The following is a 16,034-nucleotide window of genomic DNA, read 5'->3' on the forward strand; positions in this document are numbered from 1 at the left end:
GGACGGGTACCGCCGAGCCCACCGACACCGCTGCCGTCCGTGACACGCGGCACGGCAACCGCCGCGCCCGGAGACACCGCTGCCGTCTGTGGCACGCGGCACGGAAGCCACAGCGCACCCGAGCGGGCGGGAGCCACGGCGGCCCGGCGACGTCCCCGGGCCGCCGAGACACGCGGCGCAGGGAACCGGGGCGCGGGCGGCGGCGTCTGAACCACATGAGACCTCGGTACCGCGTGGCACTGACCGTCGCGCTGGCCACGCCGCTGCTCGCGGCCTGCGGCGCGCCGGCCACCGTCCGGCAGAACGCCCCGACCCGGCCGCCCGCCGCCACCCGCCCGACACCGGTCACCCTGGTACGTACCGGCGGGGACGTACGGTTGCGCGACCGGGTCGTCGTGTCCGGTGACGGTCGCTGGACCAGCACCGACCGGGCCGGCGCGCGACGTACCGGGAGGTTGTCGGACGCGCGGCTGCGGCAACTCCGGTCGCTGGCGTCCGGCCGCGCGACGCTGGCCGCGGAGGCCCGCCGCCCGTCCACACCGGCGAACTGTCTCGACGCGCCCGACTACGCCGTGACCGTCGGCTCGACCACGGTGCGGTTCACGGGCTGCCCGGACGATCCCGCCCGGCCATCCACCGCCGCGGCGATCGCCGACCTGATCGACCGCGCGGTACTCCGCTGACGTTCCTCCCGCCGGACCGTTGCGGGAAAGTTCGCGTCGTCGACCGACATGGGTACCGATGCCGTCGTTCGCTCCCAGGGTTCTACCGGGAACCGATGGTACGGTGGTGCCACCCGCGGCGGAGGCGCATCTGACCGCGCGGGGGCGACTGCGAAATGGAGGAGTGCCACCGGACAGGGCCGCCCACAACAGAAAGCGGCTCCTTGGTTGTCGCCACGGCTACGGTGTCGTGACCGCCAGCCAGTAGGGAATCCGATGTGCGATGTTTCGCCGCCGGGCTGACCGTGTTGGCATCGGGTGCGTGACATCGGTACTCGCCGATGTCCACATGTGATGAGCCGGACCAGACTTCGACACCACCAGGACCGCCCTGGTGGCGGGCGACCCACTCCCGTTCGCGTGCTTGGGGTTCTTCCCACCTGCGCCCGATCCGGTAGCGCCGCGTCATGTCGCGTGTCCGCAAGAAGAGCTCTGCCGAGGAGGAACCATCGCTTCGCACACGGCTACTGCAGTCACGGAACAGCAACCGGCGTCGAGGCCGCGTACGACGGAGTTCACCGGCTCGTACAAGGCGATCGCGCAGGTGGTGCGGGAGGGCGGACTGCTCCGCCGCACGGTGTGGTTCTACGGTGCGCTGTTCGGGCTGCTGACCGCCGCGCTGGGTGGCGCGGTGACGGGATTCATCCTGCTGCGCGGTTCGTGGTTCGAACTGTTGATCGCGGCGGCTCTCGGCCTGATCTTCACCCAGTTCGCATTCCTGGCGCACGAGGCGTCGCATCGGCAGGTGTTCGCCTCCGGCAAGCGGAACGACCGGGCGGGGCGCCTCATCGGCACCATCATCATCGGGATGAGCTACGGCTGGTGGATGAACAAGCACAGCCGGCACCACGCCAACCCGAACCGGGTCGGCAAGGATCCCGACATCGAGCTGGACGTGCTTTCCTTCCAGCCGGAACACGCCGCCACCCGTCGCGGCCTGGCGGGCGCGTTCACCCGCCGACAGGGCTACATGTTCTTTCCCATCCTCGTACTTGAGGGCCTGAACCTGCACGTCCAGTCGGTCCGGTTCCTGCTCGGCCGTGGTCCCGTCCCCGGCCGGTGGCGTGAACTCGCGGGCATCGCCGCGCATTTCGCCGTGGTGTTCGGCGCCGTGTTCGCGGTACTGCCGGTCGGAATGGCGTTCGCGTTCCTCGGCGTACAGCTCGCCGTGTTCGGCGTGTACATGGGTGCGTCGTTCGCCCCGAACCACAAGGGAATGCCCATCGTCCGCGCGGACGAGAAGCTGGACTTCTTCACCAAGCAGGTCCGTACCTCGCGGAACATTCGCGGGCGGTTCTGGGCGAGTGCGCTGATGGGCGGGCTCAACTACCAGATCGAGCACCACCTCTTCCCGAGCATGCCCCGGCCGCATCTGGCCCGCGCCCGCGAGATCGTCCGCGCGTACTGCCAGGGTCGCGACATTCCGTACACCGAGACCGGGCTGATCGAGTCCTGGGGCATCGTCATCCGGTACCTGAACACGGTGGGGCTGGCGGCCCGTGACCCGTTCGAGTGCCCGATGCTCGCGATGCGCCGCTGAGCCACCGGTACGGCGGCGCCGCGCACTCCGTCCCGGGAGTGCCCGGCGTCTCGCCGCCCGATCGTGTGCACCGGCGCGCCGACGGTTCCGCCGAATCCGCCTCGGCCAACAGGTCAGATGCCTATAGTCAGGACCGAGCGCTCAGCCGACGCAACAGTGTGCACGAGTACCGCTACCCGACGGCAGCGGTGCGCGTGCCCACCGAGTCGTACCGTGCCTGAGCATGCGGAGGAGACGCGCCGTGGACCAGCCGCAGGACCTCCAGATCGAGATACTCGACCGGCTCGCGATCGACGACCTCATCGGCAAGGTGCACAACGCCGCCGTACAGCCCGGTGCGGCGGACCAGGTGGCCGAGTGGCGGAGCGCGCACGGTACGGAGCACGCAACGCCGAAGGCGCAGTCGTTCGCGGTGGTGGGGGCCACGCTGATGTTCCTGCATCCGTGCCCGGACGGGGTCATCCTGCCGTTCGCCGCCTATCCGGACGGCACGACGAAGGTGTACACCGACGCCGAGCACGCCGGCGAGAGCTTCTACCGCGAGGCGGGCTCCACCGCGCCGTGACGTACCCCCGCGCTCCTCGCCGTACGTGACGGATCGGGCGCCGCGCGCTGCCCGCCGGGTACGACGCGCCGGGGACGCCGTGGTGTGCGGCGGACGCGGGCGCACGATCCGTACACTGTGCCGGATTCGGCAACGGCGAGCCGGACCCCACCACACCCCCAGGAGTCCACGTGCCGCGTGGCAACCACGCGATCGGCGGGCTGCGTTCCCACCGGCGCAGGTTCGGCAGTCGTCTGATCGTGGCCCCGTGGATCATCATCACGGTGGCGGCCGTGCTGGTGCTCGCTGGCCTGACCGTCACGTACGTGCACCTGGTCACGCGCGGGTGCAGCGGTACGACGGTGACCGCGACGGTGCTCGCCGACCAGAGCGTGCAGAGCATTGTCGACAAGCAGGCCGCCGCGTACAACGCCGACCAGCAGTCGGTCGACGGGCACTGCGCGAGGATCGACGTCCAGCAGAAGGACTCGGCGTCGGTCGCCGCCGCGCTCGCGCCGAGCTGGAACCCGCGGACGGACGGGCCGCGTCCCGACGCGTGGGTGCCGGAGTCGAGCCTGTGGGTACGGATGGCGGCGTCCCGGCAGGACGCCGCGGCGATGCTGCCCGAACGGCAGCCGAGCCTCGCCCGCAGCCCCGCCGTGATCGCCATGCCGGCGCCGATGGCGAAGGCGCTCGGCCCCGTCGCATCCTGGCACGACCTCGCCACCCGGTACGCGGGGAAGCGGTGGGTGATGTTCGGGCACGCGGACTGGGACGCGTTCAAGGTGGCCGTCACCGACCCGACGGTGTCCACGGCCGGGCTGCACGCGATGACCGCGATGGCGGACGCCAACAACGACGGCGACATCACCGACTCCGAGCGCCGTACGCTCAACCAGCTGTGGCAGTACAAGGCGGAGGTCGAGTCGGGGCCGGACCGGATCCTGCAACGGTTGTCGGTCGCCGACGCGGACGGTCCGGCGGCGGTCCTGCGTACGGTGTCGGCGTTCCCGGCGCTGGAGCGCGACGTCGTCTCGTACAACGAGGAGGGGCCGCGCGTCGGTTTGACCGCCGTGTACCCGAAGGACGGCAGCTCCGACGCCGACTTCCCGTACCTGGTGGTGAACTGGTCGGGTGCGCCGGTGGACGGCGCCGCGCAGCGGGTGCGCAGCGACGTCGCGCGGGCGTTCCTCGCGCGGCTGCGCGGCACCGCGGCGCGCGCGGCGTTCCAGGACGCCGGATACCGTGACGCGAACCGGAAGCCGGGTCCGGCGGTGACCGCCGCGAACGGCGTCGCGCGGACGGTTCCGACGATGCCGCGGGCGGTGATGACGCCCGCGTCGATCAGCCAGACGGCGTCGGTGTGGGCGGCGATCAGCCGGGAGAGCAACGTCCTGGTGGTCATGGACGTCTCGGCGGCGATGGGGAAACAGGTGCCGGGCACCGGGCGTACCGGGTTGCAGCTCGCCGCGTCGGCCACCGGCGCGGCCGTCAACCTGATGACCCCGCAGCCGGACACCCGCGTCGGGCTGTGGGACTACGCCGAGAACGTCAACGGCAACGGCGACAACCAGGAGGAACTCGTCCCGCTCGGCAAGATCAACGACACGTACCAGGGCAGTACCCGGGCGGTTGCGGTGAACGACGCGCTCGACCATCTCAGCGCGGTGGGCAAGCCGACGCTGTTCGACGCGGCGCTCGCCGCGTACCGGACGGTCCGCGCGCACTACCGGCCGTCGGCCATCAACCAGGTCGTGATCATCACCGGGGACGGCGGCGACTCCGCCAGCAAAACCCGCGGTGCGGAGCTGACCGCCCAGCTCGCCGACCTCGCAGACCGCAAGCATCCGGTACCGATCGTCACCGTCGGGTACGGCGCGCACGTGGATCTGGACTCGTTGCAGGCGATCTCGCAGGCGACCGGCGGCCGCACGTACCAGGCGACCAGCCCGACGCAGATCTCCAGCGTGCTGCTGACCGCGCTGTTCAGCCGGGCACCCGCGGCCGCCTGAGCCTCCCCGCGCGCCGGCCGCCACCCGGGGTGGACTCCGCCCTGCCGTCCCCCGTGTACCGGATCGGGTCTTCGGACCCTGGGGCCTAGGTCCGTACCGGACGACCGGTCGGCGCGCAACGCTGCCCGTTGCCCTCATGTCAGGCATGTCCGGGTCCGGATACCAAGGAGTGACGGCACGGACCGAGGAGCGGACATGGTTGGCACACAACGGATCGGGGCCGGTACGGCGGCGTACCGGGGGATCGCCCGGGGCGGGTTGCGCCCGGTCGACCCGGCCGCCGTGCGGGTCACGGTGCTGGTGCCCGCGCACAACGAGCAGGACCAGATCGCGGAGACGATCGCCTCGCTGCTCGCCCAGTCCCGTACGCCGGACCGGATCGTGGTCGTGGCCGACAACTGCACCGACCGTACGGTGGAGATCGCCGCGCGGTACCCGGTGCGGGTCGTGACCACCGTCGGCAACACGGCGAAGAAGGCCGGCGCGCTCAACCAGGTACTCGACGGGCTGCTGCCGGACTGCACCGAACGCGACGCGATCCTCGTCATGGACGCCGATTCGACGCTCGCCACCGGTTTCCTGGCGCACGCGGTCGAGCGCCTCGCGACCGGCACGTACGCGGCGGTCGGCGGCACGTTCACCGGCAAGCCGGGCGGCGGGTTCGTCGGCATGCTGCAACGCAACGAGTACGCCCGCTACGCCCGGGACGTGAACCGCCGCAAGGGTCGCGTGCTCGTCCTCACCGGTACGGCCACGCTGTTCCGCGCCGACGTGCTCACCGAGGTCGTGACCGCCCGCGCGGACGGCGCGCTGCCCGGCAGTCCCCACGTGTACGACACGCACGTGCTCACCGAGGACAACGAACTGACGCTGGCCGTGCTGCACCTCGGGTACCGGATCGTGTCGCCGAAGCAGTGCACGCTGACGACCGAGGTGATGCCGACCTGGCGGGCGCTGTTCCGGCAGCGGCTGCGGTGGAAGCGCGGCGCCCTGGAGAACCTGCTCGACTACGGCTGCACCCGCGTGACCGTCAGCTACTGGCGGCGGCAGGCGATGTCGCTGGTCGGGATCGTCGTGGCGGCCGCGTATCTGGGCTCGCTGGCGTACGCGCTGGTGCTGCACGGGGCGATCCATCTCAGTCCACTGTGGACGGTGGTGACCGCGGTCTTCGCGCTGGAACGCGCCGTCAGCGTACGCCGGCGTGGCCCGGCGATGATGGCCCTCGGCGCGACCGTCGTCGTGGAGATGGTCTTCGACGTGTTCCTGCAAGCCGCGCAGACCTGCGCGTTCGTACAGACCGCCGTACGTGCCGAGAGGAGGTGGTGATCATGTACCACTCCACGCCCGTACTCGCAGCGGCCGGAGGTGCCGGGACGCTCGCGCTGACCGGCGTCGACCTGTTCTGGATCGTGCTCGCGGGTTTCGCGCTGCTCGGCGCCGGCATGGCGATCCTGCGCCTGATCCCCCGCCGCCACGGCTGAGGACTTCCCCGGCCCGTCGATCGGCGAGCCGGATCCCCGCTCCCGCCCGGGAAGTCCCCGCCGTGTCCGCCGGGAACCGTTGGCGCGCAACGGTTCCCGGCAGTACCAAGGTGGGTCAGGCGAGGGTCGCGACGTCGATGACGAAGCGGTAGCGGACGTCGGAGGCCAGCACCCGCTCGTACGCCTGGTTGATGTGGTCGGCAGCGATCAGCTCGGTCTCCGGCGCGATGCCGTGCTCGGCGCAGAAGTCGAGCATCTCCTGCGTCTCGCGGATGCTGCCGATGCCGGAACCGGCCACCGACCGGCGGTTGCTGAACAGCGTGAACGCGTGCAGCGCCTGCGCCTCCGGCGGCGCCCCGACGTTGACCATCGTGCCGTCCAGGCGGAGCAGCCGCAGGTACGCGTCGAGGTCCAGCGGCGCGCTCACCGTGTTGACGATGAGGTCGAACGTGTTCGCCAGGTCCTCGAACGTGGCCGGGTCGCTCGTCGCGTGGTAGTGGTCGGCGCCCAGCGCGAGCCCGTCGTCCCGCTTCTTCAGCGACTGGGACAGGACGGTGACCTCGGCGCCCATCGCGTGCGCGATCTTCACGGCCATGTGCCCGAGCCCGCCCAGCCCGACGACGGCGACCCGCGTGCCGGGGCCGGCGTTCCAGTGCGCGAGCGGCGAGTACGTGGTGATGCCGGCGCACAGCAGCGGCGCCGCCTTCTCGTACGGGATCGCCTCGGGGACCTTGAGGACGAAGTCCTCGACGACCACCACGTGGGTGGAGTAGCCGCCCTGGGTGATCGTGCCGTCCCGGTCCACCGACGCGTACGTGCCGGTGTTGCCGGGCAGGCAGTACTGCTCCATGCCGGCCCGGCAGTTCTCGCACTCGCGGCACGAGTCGACCATGCAGCCGACTCCCACCCGGTCACCGACCCGGTGCCGGGTGACCTCGGCGCCGACCTCCGCGACGACGCCGACGATCTCGTGCCCGACCACCTGCGGGTACGTGACCGGGCCCCACTCGCCGCGGACGAGGTGGATGTCGGAGTGGCAGATGCCGGCGTACCGGATCTCGATGAGGACGTCCTTCGGGCCGACGTCCCGGCGCCGGATCGTGGTCGGTACGAGGGGTTCCGTCGCCGACGGTGCGGCGTAGGCGTTGACGAGCACGCTGTGCGCTCCTTGAGAGAGGTGAACTGTGATCTGCCGGTACCGCCCGCGTCGGTACGCGGTCAGCCGCCGGTACTCGGGGCCGCCGCGTACTCCGCGTCGGTGACCGGGTCGAGCCAGTGGACGACGTCGTCGTCGGCGTCCCCCTCGTTGAGGGCGACGTGCACCATCAACCGGTTCGGGGCGGCACCGTGCCAGTGCTCCTCGCCGGCCTCGAACAGCACCCGGTCCCCGGCGCGGATGACCTCGACCGGACCGCCGCGGCGCTGGCACAGCCCGACGCCCTCGGTCACGAACACCGTCTGGCTGAGCGGATGCCGGTGCCAGTGCGTACGCGAGCCGGGCATGAAGTGCACCAGGTTCGCCTGGACACGGGAGGGCGGTGGGGCTGCGGCCACCGGGTCAATGTAGACGTCGCCGGTGAACCAGTCGCCGGGGCCCTTGACGGTGTCGAGGCTGCTGCGGGTGATCTGCATGGTTGTCGTCCCTCCCGTGTTCCGGGCCGCGATCGGCCCGGTTGAGCCGGATTCGCGGCACGCTGTCGGCGTCGTGCACCCCGCTGCCGGGATGTGGCCGGCCGTGCCCTGCTGTCGGGATGCCCTCACCGGGTCCGGCTGTCCAGCTGTGACGCCGGTACTTCCGCGGCGAGCGAGCCGAGCAACCGCAGGCGTTCCGCCGACGGCGAGCCGGGTTCGGCCGTGTAGACCAGGAGTACCAGGCCGGGTTCGGCGGTGATGGCGAGCTCCTCGTACGCGAGGACCAGGTCTCCCACGTCCGGGTGGTGGAACCGTTTGGTACCCGCCCCGTGCGTGCGCACGTCGTGCGAACCCCACAGCGCGCGGAACGTCGGGCTCCGGGTGGAGAGTTCGCCGACGAGGTCCTGCAACGCGCGGTCGTGCGGGTCGCGGCCGGCCTCGGCACGCATCACGGCGACGCACATCTCCGCGAACAGTTCCCAGTCGGGATAGAACTCGCGCGAGGCCGGATCGAGGAACTGGAAGCGCGCCAGGTTCGGGGTACGGCCGCCGGTGCCGATCAGCGGGCGGTAGAAGACCCGGCCGAGAGCGTTGGTGGCCAACAGATCCTGCCGCGGGTCGCGCACGAACGCGACGCCGTCGGTGATCGCGTCGAGCGTCCAGTGCAGGCCGGGCCGGGCGGCGTCGCGCCCCGCTGCCCGGCGCCGGGCCCGCCCCGAGGTCGGTACGCCGTCGGCGGCGCGGGCCAGGTCCAGCAGGTGCGCGCGCTCGGTGTCGTCGAGCGCCAGCGCCCGCGCGACGGCGTCGAGTACCGAGGCGGACGCGCCGGCGATCGCCCCGCGTTCCAGCTTGGCGTAGTACTCGACGCTGACGCCGGCGAGCAGCGCGACCTCGGTACGCCGCAGCCCCGGCACCCGCCGGTTGCGGCCCGGGGGAAGCCCGGCCTGCGCCGGCGTGACCTTGGCCCGCCGGGACATCAGGAACTCGCGGACCTCGGCGCGGTTGTCCATGCCGCGAGCATAGGTCGGCGCCGGTACGGGAGAGGTGCCCTGTCAGTACACCCCACATCGGGTGGTGCAGGCGATGCGAGCCACCCGAGCCCGGCGGTCCCGTCGGCACCCGGGTACCCCGCCAGCCGTCACATCGGGTTGCCTTGTGACGCAACGGATCCGGTGTTCGCCGGGTCAGCCGGGAAGGTCCACCAGCGGGCCCGCGGTCTCCAACTGCCCGTGGTCGACGAGCCACCGCACGGCCTCCAGTACGGCCTGGTCGGGTTCGTACCGCGGCGCGTAGTCGAGGAGCCGGCGGGCCTTGTCGATGCTGAGGCACTGGCTGCGGGACAGGTGCTGCCAGCTCGCCTCGGCGTGCTCCGCGGCGGTGGACTCCCGGAAGGCGTCCCAGCCGACGCTCTCCAGCGTGGCGGTCCGCCCGAACCAGTCCGCCGCGATCTCGGCGTACCCGCGGACGTTGAGCGCGGTCGGGGCGACGATGCTGAAGTCCTCGCCGGCCGCGGCGTCCCGCCGGGCGATGGCGTGCTCGAACGCCTGCGCGACGTCGTCCGCGTGCACGTGGTGCATCAGTTCCGTGCCGCTGCCGGGCATCCGCAGCGGCCGACCGGCAGACAGCGTGTACCAGGTGGTCGGGTCGAAGTTGCCGAGCGGGCCGACCGGATGCCAGCCGGGTCCGACGATGTGGCCGGGGTGCAGCGACGTGGTGACCAGCCCGCCGGCGGCGGTCTCCGCCTTGAGCATCCGGGCGATCCGGTCCTTCTCGATCCCGTACTCCCCCACCGGGTCCGCGGCGCCGGCGCCGTCCTCCGTGATGGGTACCTTGCGGCTGGGGCCGTGGCGCCACACCGACCCGCAGTGCAGCAGGTGCCCGACCCGGCCGCGCAGCGCCTCGACGAGGGCGAGCGCCGACTCGGAGCGGTAACACAGCATGTCGACGACCACGTCGGCGCCCAGCCCGGCCACCCGTCCGGCGAACGTACCGGCGAGGTCCTCCTGGCGGCGGTCGGCCGTGACCTGGCGTACCTGCTGCCATTCGGGGGCCGGGACGTACGGCTGGCGGGTGCCGCGGCTGATGGTGACGACCTCGTGGCCGGCGCGGACCAGGCGCGGTACGAGGAACGTGCCGACGTGACCGCTGCCGCCGATGACGACGATTCTCATGGCTCTCCGATCGTTCGGGGACAAGGATGCCAGGTTCCGGCCCGACGCCGGGCGGGCACACCCACGGGAACGCTCGGCGCGGGCGACGGCGGCCGCATGCGCGGAAATGTTCCCGGAAGGATCTTGCCGACCAGTTTCGCGCACCATAGGCTGCCTCCGACCCCGCCGGAGGTGGCCATGGCCCGACGCAGGACCGTCCTCACCGCAGGTGCCCTCGGCGCCGGGCTGACCGCCGTCGGCTGGTCCGCACCCGCGGCCGCCGCTCCCGACGTGGACGTCGCGCGCGCCGCGCTGCGCCGGCTGATCGGCCGGCACGCCGACCAGTTCACGCTCACGCTGACCGGACCCGCCGACGCCGACGCGTACCGGGTGGACGGGCGGGACGGTGCACTGCGCGTCGCGGGCACCACGCCGGCGACGGTCCTCGCCGGCGTCCACCGGTACCTGGGAACGACGGTGCGGGCGGGCATCTGGTGGGCCGGGCAGAACCTGGAGCTGCCGGCGCGGCTGCCGGCACCGGCGACGCCGATCGTGGGGCGCGCCGACGTGCCGCACCGGTTCGCGCTCAACGACACCAACGACGGCTACACCGGGCCGTACTGGGACTTCGACCGGTGGCGTCGCGAGATCGACGTACTCGCCCTGCACGGCTTCAACGAGGTCCTGCTGTACGTCGGGGCCGACGCCGTCTACCACGACACGCTCCGTGAGTTCGGGTACTCGGACGCCGAGGTACGGGCGTGGATCCCGGCGCCGGCGCACCAGCCGTGGTGGCTGCTGCAGAACATGTCCGGCTTCGGCGGGCCGATCGACGCCGGCCTGCTCGCCCGCCGCGCCGACCTCACCGCGCAGCTCGTCGGGTACGTCCGGGCGCTGGGGATGACCCCGGTGCTGCCCGGGTACTTCGGCACGGTGCCGCCGGACTTCGCCGACCGCAACCCGGGCGCGCACGTCGTACCGCAGGGGCAGTGGTGCGGGTTCACCCGGCCCGGCTGGCTCGACCCGCGCGGCGAGCACTTCGCCCGGGTCGCGGCCGCGTTCTACCGGCACTCCAGCGCGCGCTACGGCGACTCGACCATGTACAAGATGGATCTGCTGCACGAGGGGGGCACGGCCGGTGACGTGCCCGTGGGTCCGGCGTCGGCGGCGGTGGAGACGGCACTGCGGACCGCGCATCCGGGCGCCACGTGGGTGATCCTCGGCTGGCAGGACAACCCGAAGAAGGAGACCGTCGCCGCGGTCGACACCAGCCGGATGCTGATCGTCGACGGGCTCTCGGAGCACACCGACAAGGTCGACCGGGACGCCGACTGGGCCGGCACGCCGTACGCGTTCGGCACGATCTTCAACTACGGCGGCAAGTCCACGATGGGCGGCGCCACCGGGGTCTGGGCGGACAAGTACCGGCGGTGGCGGGACAAGCCGGGCGGTGCGCTGGCGGGCATCGCGCTGATGCCGGAGGCGGCCGACACCAACCCGGTCGACCTGGACCTGTTCGCCGCGCTGGCCTGGACCGACGTCGCCGCCGACCCGGCCGAGCAGTACGCCGACTTCGCGACGCGCCGGTACGGGCAGGCGGACCGGCACGCCGTCGCGGCGTGGCAGGCGATGCGCACCACCGCGTACGCGCTGGACGGGTCGGTGAAGAGCGAACCGCAGGACAGCCTGTTCGCGGCCCAGCCCGGGCTCACCGTCACCACCGGCGCCGGCTGGTCCCCCACGACCATGCAGTACGACTCGGCGGCGTTCGACCGGGCGCTGCCGCTGCTGCTGGCCTGCCCCGCGGAGGTACGGCGCACCGACGCGTACGGCTACGACGTGACCGACGTGGCCCGCCAGGTACTCACCAACCGCAGTCGCATCCTGCTGCCGCAGATCGCCGCCGCGTACGAGGCGGGCGACGGCGCGGCGTTCGACGAGCTGACCGCGCTGTGGCTGGACTGGATGGCGCTGCTGGAACGGCTGGTGGCGACGCGGCCGGAGTTCCTGCTCGGGCCGGCTCTGGACGCGGCGCGCCGGGCGGGCGGCGACGCCGCCGAGTTCGACCAGCGCACGATCCTGACGGTCTGGGGTGACCGCACCGCGAGCCAGACCGGCGGGCTGCACGACTACGCCAACCGCGAGTGGCAGGGCCTCATCGGCGACGTCTACGCCGACCGCTGGCGGCGCTACTTCGCCGGCCTGCGCGCCGTTCTCGGCACCGACCGCGCCCCGGACCCGGTCGACTGGTACGCCGTGACCGACGCCTGGACCCGCCGTACGAACCGGTATCCGGACCGGCCGACCGGGGACAGCCACGCCGTCGCCGCGGCCGTGCACCGGGCGCTCGCCGCCGACACCCACCAGGTACCGCTGCGCGTCCGGTGCGAGCCCGCCGTCCTCGTCGCCGGCGGTACGACGACGCTCACCGCCCGGATCACCAACGCCAGCGGCCTGTCCGACGCCCGGACGGTACGGCTCGACCCGGTCGTGCCCGACGGCGTGACGGTGACCGCGCTGGACCCGACAGGTGTGGCGAGCCTGCCGGGCGGCGCGGACGCGACAGTACGGTGGCGGGTGAGCGCACCCGCCGGCTGGCGCACCGACCAGCCGACGGCACGGCTCGGCGCCACCGCCACGTACCAGGTGGGCCGCGCCGACGGCCGCGTCGCCGGCACCGCCCGGGTACTCGCCGGCGAACCCGTCAACGCACCGTACGAGACGGTGAGCTTCAACCAGGCGAGCTTCGCGGCCACCGCGACCGGGCTCGGCATCGCCGGCAGCGGCCGCGACATGTGGGGCGGCACGAACGAGTTCGCCGCCGTCTACCTGCCGGGCGGGCTGCCCGACGGCGCGACCGCCACCGTACGCGTCACGCACCAGGACGCGAGCGGACCGTGGGCCCGCGCCGGCCTCGTGGTACGGAACTCGTTGTCCACCAACGGATCCACCGGGTACGCGAACCTCGCGGTGACGCCCGCGCACGGGTGCGCGGTGTCCGTCGACACCAACGGCGACGGCCGGCTGGACAAGGTCGCCTCCGCCGGCACCGCCACCGCGCCGGTGACGCTGCGGCTGGCCCGGTCTGGCGGCGCGCTCACCGCGTCCTGGTCCGCCGACGGCACGACCTGGACCACCCTCGGCACCGTCAGCCCGGCCGGACTCGCCGCCACCCCCGACATCGGCGTCTTCATGACCGCCGCGAACGGCGGCTCCGGCGCCACCGGCATCGCCACCTTCGACGGCTTCACCGTCACCTGACCCGCCGACTCCGGCCCACGCCAACAACGCCCGTCCCGTTGGTACGCAACGGATGCGGCACTTCGCGCGGTTGCATGCCAACCCCGTTGTTACGCACGGGAGATGGTGCAGACCTGTGCACCGCGCGTGCTGGTTCCGTTGGTACGCAAGGGATGTGGTGCGGGACTCGTCGTGCGGTCAGGGACGGTCGGAGCGGTCGGTACGGCGTTCACCGCGCGCGACGAGCGGCACCACGTACCAGAAGAGGACGAACCAGGCGGCGATGCCGGCGGCGATCGGGGCGGCGACGCGCAGCGAGAAGACCACGTCGACGACCAGGTACACGGCGCCGACGACGGCGGCGACGAGGAAGCCGAGGCCGCCGGCGGCCATCCGGTGCGCCGCGAGGACCAGGCGTGGCCGCAGGTGCCGGCGGAACACCATGCGGTGGTAGCTGACCGGGGCGATAAGCAGGCCGGCGGCGAGGGACGCGGCGACGAGCGTCGCGACGTACACGACGCGGTCGGCAAGGCCGAGCGTGGCGAACCGGTTCGTGAACGCCAGCGTCAGCAGGAACGCGAACAGCAGCTGCACGCCGGTCTGCGCGACCCGGAGTTCCTGGAGGAGTTCGTGCAGGTTGCGGGTGAGCCGTTCGGCCTCGCTCTCCGGTTTCCCGTCGGCCATGGCGGCACCGTCACCGCAGCGCCGGACCGGCCAGCGCGGCCCGGGTCTCGGCGGCGACCTGCTGGATTTCACCGGTCGGCACCACCAGCACCGGTACGGCCGCGCCGACCGGGCTGATGCACCGCGGCTCGTCCGGAACCGCGTCGGACAACCGGTCCGGCAGCCCGAGTACGCGCAGGCCCGCGCACACCTCGGCGCGTACCTCGGGCTGGTCGGTGCCGATCTCGCCGGTGAACACGAGCGCGTCGAGGCGGTCCAGGCTCGCGGCCATCGCGGCGACCCCGCGGCGTACCCGGTGGGTGAAGACGGCTAGGGCCAGCTCGGCGGCACGGTCCCCGCGGCGCCGGGCGCGGACCAGGTCGCGGGTGTCGTCGGAACTGCCGGACACGCCGAGCAGTCCGGACCGGTGGTGCAGCGCGTCGGACAGCTGCGCGGCGGTGAACCCGTGCTCGGTCTGCAACCACAGCAGCATGCCCGGGTCGACGCTGCCGCTGCGCCGGCTCATCGCCATGCCCTCCAACGGGGTCAGGCCCATCGTGGTGTCGACGCTGTGCCCGTCGCGTACCGCGCAGGCGGAGCAGCCGCCGCCGAGATGCGTCACGACCACCTGGAGGTCGTCGGCGGGACGGCCGAGCAGGGCGGCGGCGTGCCGCACCGACCACGCGTACGACAGGCCGTGGAAGCCGTAGCGGCGCAGCCCGTAGCGTTCGGTCCACCCGTGCGGCACCGGGTACGTGCGCGCCGCGGCCGGCAGGTCGGTGTGGAACGCGGTGTCCAGGCACGCCACGTGCGGCACGTCCGGCAGCGCCGCGCGTGCCGCGTCCAGCGCCGCCACCGCCCGCGGTACGTGCATCGGCGCGAGCACGCCCGCACCGACCAGGCGGGCGCGTACGGCGTCGTCCACGACCGTCGGCCCCGTCAGGTACGGCCCGCCGTGCACGAACCGGTGGCCCACCGCGTCGACCGGCCCCAGCCGCGGCAGCAGCCCGGACAGCTCGCCCGGCTCCGCCACGTCGTACGTGGCGCGCACCGTCTCCCCGTCGACCAGCGCGACGTGCAGGCTGGCCGACCCCGCGTCGACCACGAGTACCGGCAGCGTCATCCGGCCGCCCCGCCGGTACGCCACCGCGTCACGGCACCGTCCGCTCGATCGCCGCCGGCCCCTCCTCGGCCAGGTCGCGGCGCGCCCGCGCGACGTTCTCCGGCGTCGGGTCCTCGCCCCGCGCCACCGCCAGGTCCTCCGGATCCCACGGCTGCTCCGCCCCGGTACGCGGCTCGTACGGCTCGGCCATCCGTTCCACCTCCTCGCGTCGACCCCGTCGGGCCCATCCTCACCCCTTCCCCGTGGCGCCGAGGCGGAAACGCTCCGCTCGCATCCCCGGTACCCCCGCCCGGCGCGGCACCGCGTCGCGTCCGGCCGTGGCGTACCGGCGGCTGCCGGTGTCGGGATCCCTGCCACAGCGCCGGATCCGCCCGCAGAGCACGATCGTCGCGCGGTCCGGCCGCCGGTCGATGGCGAGTCGCGAGCTCGCCCGGCGGCTCGCCCTGCGCCAGATCGCCGAATGCCTCGCACCAGCCTCGGCCGGCAGCCGCCCGGCTCGGCAGACCCGGTCGCCGCGGGCCGCCGGCACCGGAGAGGTACGCCCCGGCCGTGGCGCCCCGGACGCGGCACCGGAGACATGCGACCCGCCGTGGCGCCGCGGACCGCACCACCGGAGAGATCCGCCGCCGGCAGGCTCACCTACTCGCCTGTGCGGCGGGCGACCGGGCCGATTCACCAGACGGCCCAACGCAACCCGGCGCCAACGGTGCGCCGGCCCCGGGAGAGCCAGGGGCCGGCGCGTTCGGCCGGACCGGTTCGGAAGCGCGGGGCGAGACCGGACAACCGATACCCGACAACCGTCTCTGGTACCCGACCAGGGCAGAGCCGGTCGAAGTGCGTACGGCCGGGCCGGCGCCGTCCTAGCGTGGAGGTGAGCGCAGGTCGACCACCCGCCACGGTCGCGGCCGTCAGGCGCCGGCGCCGACG

14 protein-coding genes are annotated in these 16,034 nt (G+C 72.9%); 7 read left to right on the forward strand and 7 right to left on the reverse strand.

Annotated elements, in window-relative coordinates; all coding sequences use genetic code 11:
• Positions 1–233 precede the first annotated feature (233 nt).
• The 6 genes from Aru02nite_RS31640 (at position 234) to Aru02nite_RS31665 (ending at position 6,299) form a co-directional block, all read left to right on the forward strand.
• Complete coding sequence (locus Aru02nite_RS31640; RefSeq protein ID WP_203663833.1) at positions 234–683, forward strand: hypothetical protein; 450 nt, start codon at positions 234–236, stop codon at positions 681–683.
• Between the two features lie 586 nt (positions 684–1,269).
• Positions 1,270–2,262, forward strand: a complete 993-nt coding sequence (locus Aru02nite_RS31645) for a fatty acid desaturase family protein (protein ID WP_203663834.1) — start codon at positions 1,270–1,272, stop codon at positions 2,260–2,262.
• Positions 2,263–2,485: 223 nt separating this feature from the next.
• Positions 2,486–2,827: a hypothetical protein gene (locus Aru02nite_RS31650; protein WP_203663835.1), complete on the forward strand. Its 342-nt coding sequence runs from the start codon at positions 2,486–2,488 to the stop codon at positions 2,825–2,827.
• A gap of 170 nt (positions 2,828–2,997) precedes the next feature.
• Positions 2,998–4,818 (forward strand): substrate-binding domain-containing protein, encoded by a 1,821-nt coding sequence (locus Aru02nite_RS31655; protein ID WP_203663836.1) that lies wholly within the window; start codon positions 2,998–3,000, stop codon positions 4,816–4,818.
• A gap of 195 nt (positions 4,819–5,013) precedes the next feature.
• Complete coding sequence (locus tag Aru02nite_RS31660; protein ID WP_203663838.1) at positions 5,014–6,144, forward strand: glycosyltransferase family 2 protein; 1,131 nt, start codon at positions 5,014–5,016, stop codon at positions 6,142–6,144.
• Between the two features lie 2 nt (positions 6,145–6,146).
• On the forward strand, positions 6,147–6,299 hold the full coding sequence (locus Aru02nite_RS31665) for a hypothetical protein (protein WP_203663840.1): 153 nt from the start codon (positions 6,147–6,149) through the stop codon (positions 6,297–6,299).
• A gap of 115 nt (positions 6,300–6,414) precedes the next feature.
• Here Aru02nite_RS31665 and Aru02nite_RS31670 read toward each other — a convergent pair whose 3' ends face one another.
• From Aru02nite_RS31670 to Aru02nite_RS31685, 4 genes are all read right to left on the reverse strand, one after another.
• Positions 6,415–7,455, reverse strand: a complete 1,041-nt coding sequence (locus Aru02nite_RS31670; RefSeq protein WP_203663842.1) for an NAD(P)-dependent alcohol dehydrogenase — start codon at positions 7,453–7,455, stop codon at positions 6,415–6,417.
• Positions 7,456–7,517: 62 nt separating this feature from the next.
• Complete coding sequence (locus tag Aru02nite_RS31675; protein WP_203663843.1) at positions 7,518–7,931, reverse strand: (R)-mandelonitrile lyase; 414 nt, start codon at positions 7,929–7,931, stop codon at positions 7,518–7,520.
• A 125-nt stretch (positions 7,932–8,056) separates the two neighbouring features.
• Positions 8,057–8,941, reverse strand: a complete 885-nt coding sequence (locus Aru02nite_RS31680; RefSeq protein WP_203663844.1) for a helix-turn-helix transcriptional regulator — start codon at positions 8,939–8,941, stop codon at positions 8,057–8,059.
• Positions 8,942–9,115: 174 nt separating this feature from the next.
• The gene (locus tag Aru02nite_RS31685; protein ID WP_203663845.1) at positions 9,116–10,102 is read right to left on the reverse strand and encodes an NAD-dependent epimerase/dehydratase family protein; all 987 of its coding nucleotides are present in this window, start codon (positions 10,100–10,102) and stop codon (positions 9,116–9,118) included.
• 177 nt (positions 10,103–10,279) lie between these two features.
• On the opposite strand from Aru02nite_RS31685, the gene Aru02nite_RS31690 reads away from it, so the two are divergent.
• Entirely contained in the window at positions 10,280–13,342 is a 3,063-nt protein-coding gene (locus Aru02nite_RS31690; protein ID WP_203663846.1) for an alpha-N-acetylglucosaminidase, read from the forward strand.
• Between the two features lie 177 nt (positions 13,343–13,519).
• On the opposite strand, the gene Aru02nite_RS31695 is transcribed toward Aru02nite_RS31690, so the two are convergent.
• Genes Aru02nite_RS31695 through Aru02nite_RS31705 form a run of 3 tightly spaced genes read right to left on the reverse strand, consistent with a single transcriptional unit; the run spans position 13,520 to position 15,297 of the window.
• Entirely contained in the window at positions 13,520–14,005 is a 486-nt protein-coding gene (locus Aru02nite_RS31695; protein ID WP_203663847.1) for a DUF6328 family protein, read from the reverse strand.
• A gap of 10 nt (positions 14,006–14,015) precedes the next feature.
• On the reverse strand, positions 14,016–15,131 hold the full coding sequence (locus tag Aru02nite_RS31700) for an acetate/propionate family kinase (RefSeq protein ID WP_203663849.1): 1,116 nt from the start codon (positions 15,129–15,131) through the stop codon (positions 14,016–14,018).
• Positions 15,132–15,135: 4 nt separating this feature from the next.
• Entirely contained in the window at positions 15,136–15,297 is a 162-nt protein-coding gene (locus Aru02nite_RS31705) for a hypothetical protein (RefSeq protein WP_203663851.1), read from the reverse strand.
• Positions 15,298–16,034 lie beyond the last annotated feature (737 nt).

The sequence above is a fragment of the Actinocatenispora rupis genome (assembly GCF_016861975.1).
GTDB lineage: Bacteria > Actinomycetota > Actinomycetes > Mycobacteriales > Micromonosporaceae > Actinocatenispora > Actinocatenispora rupis.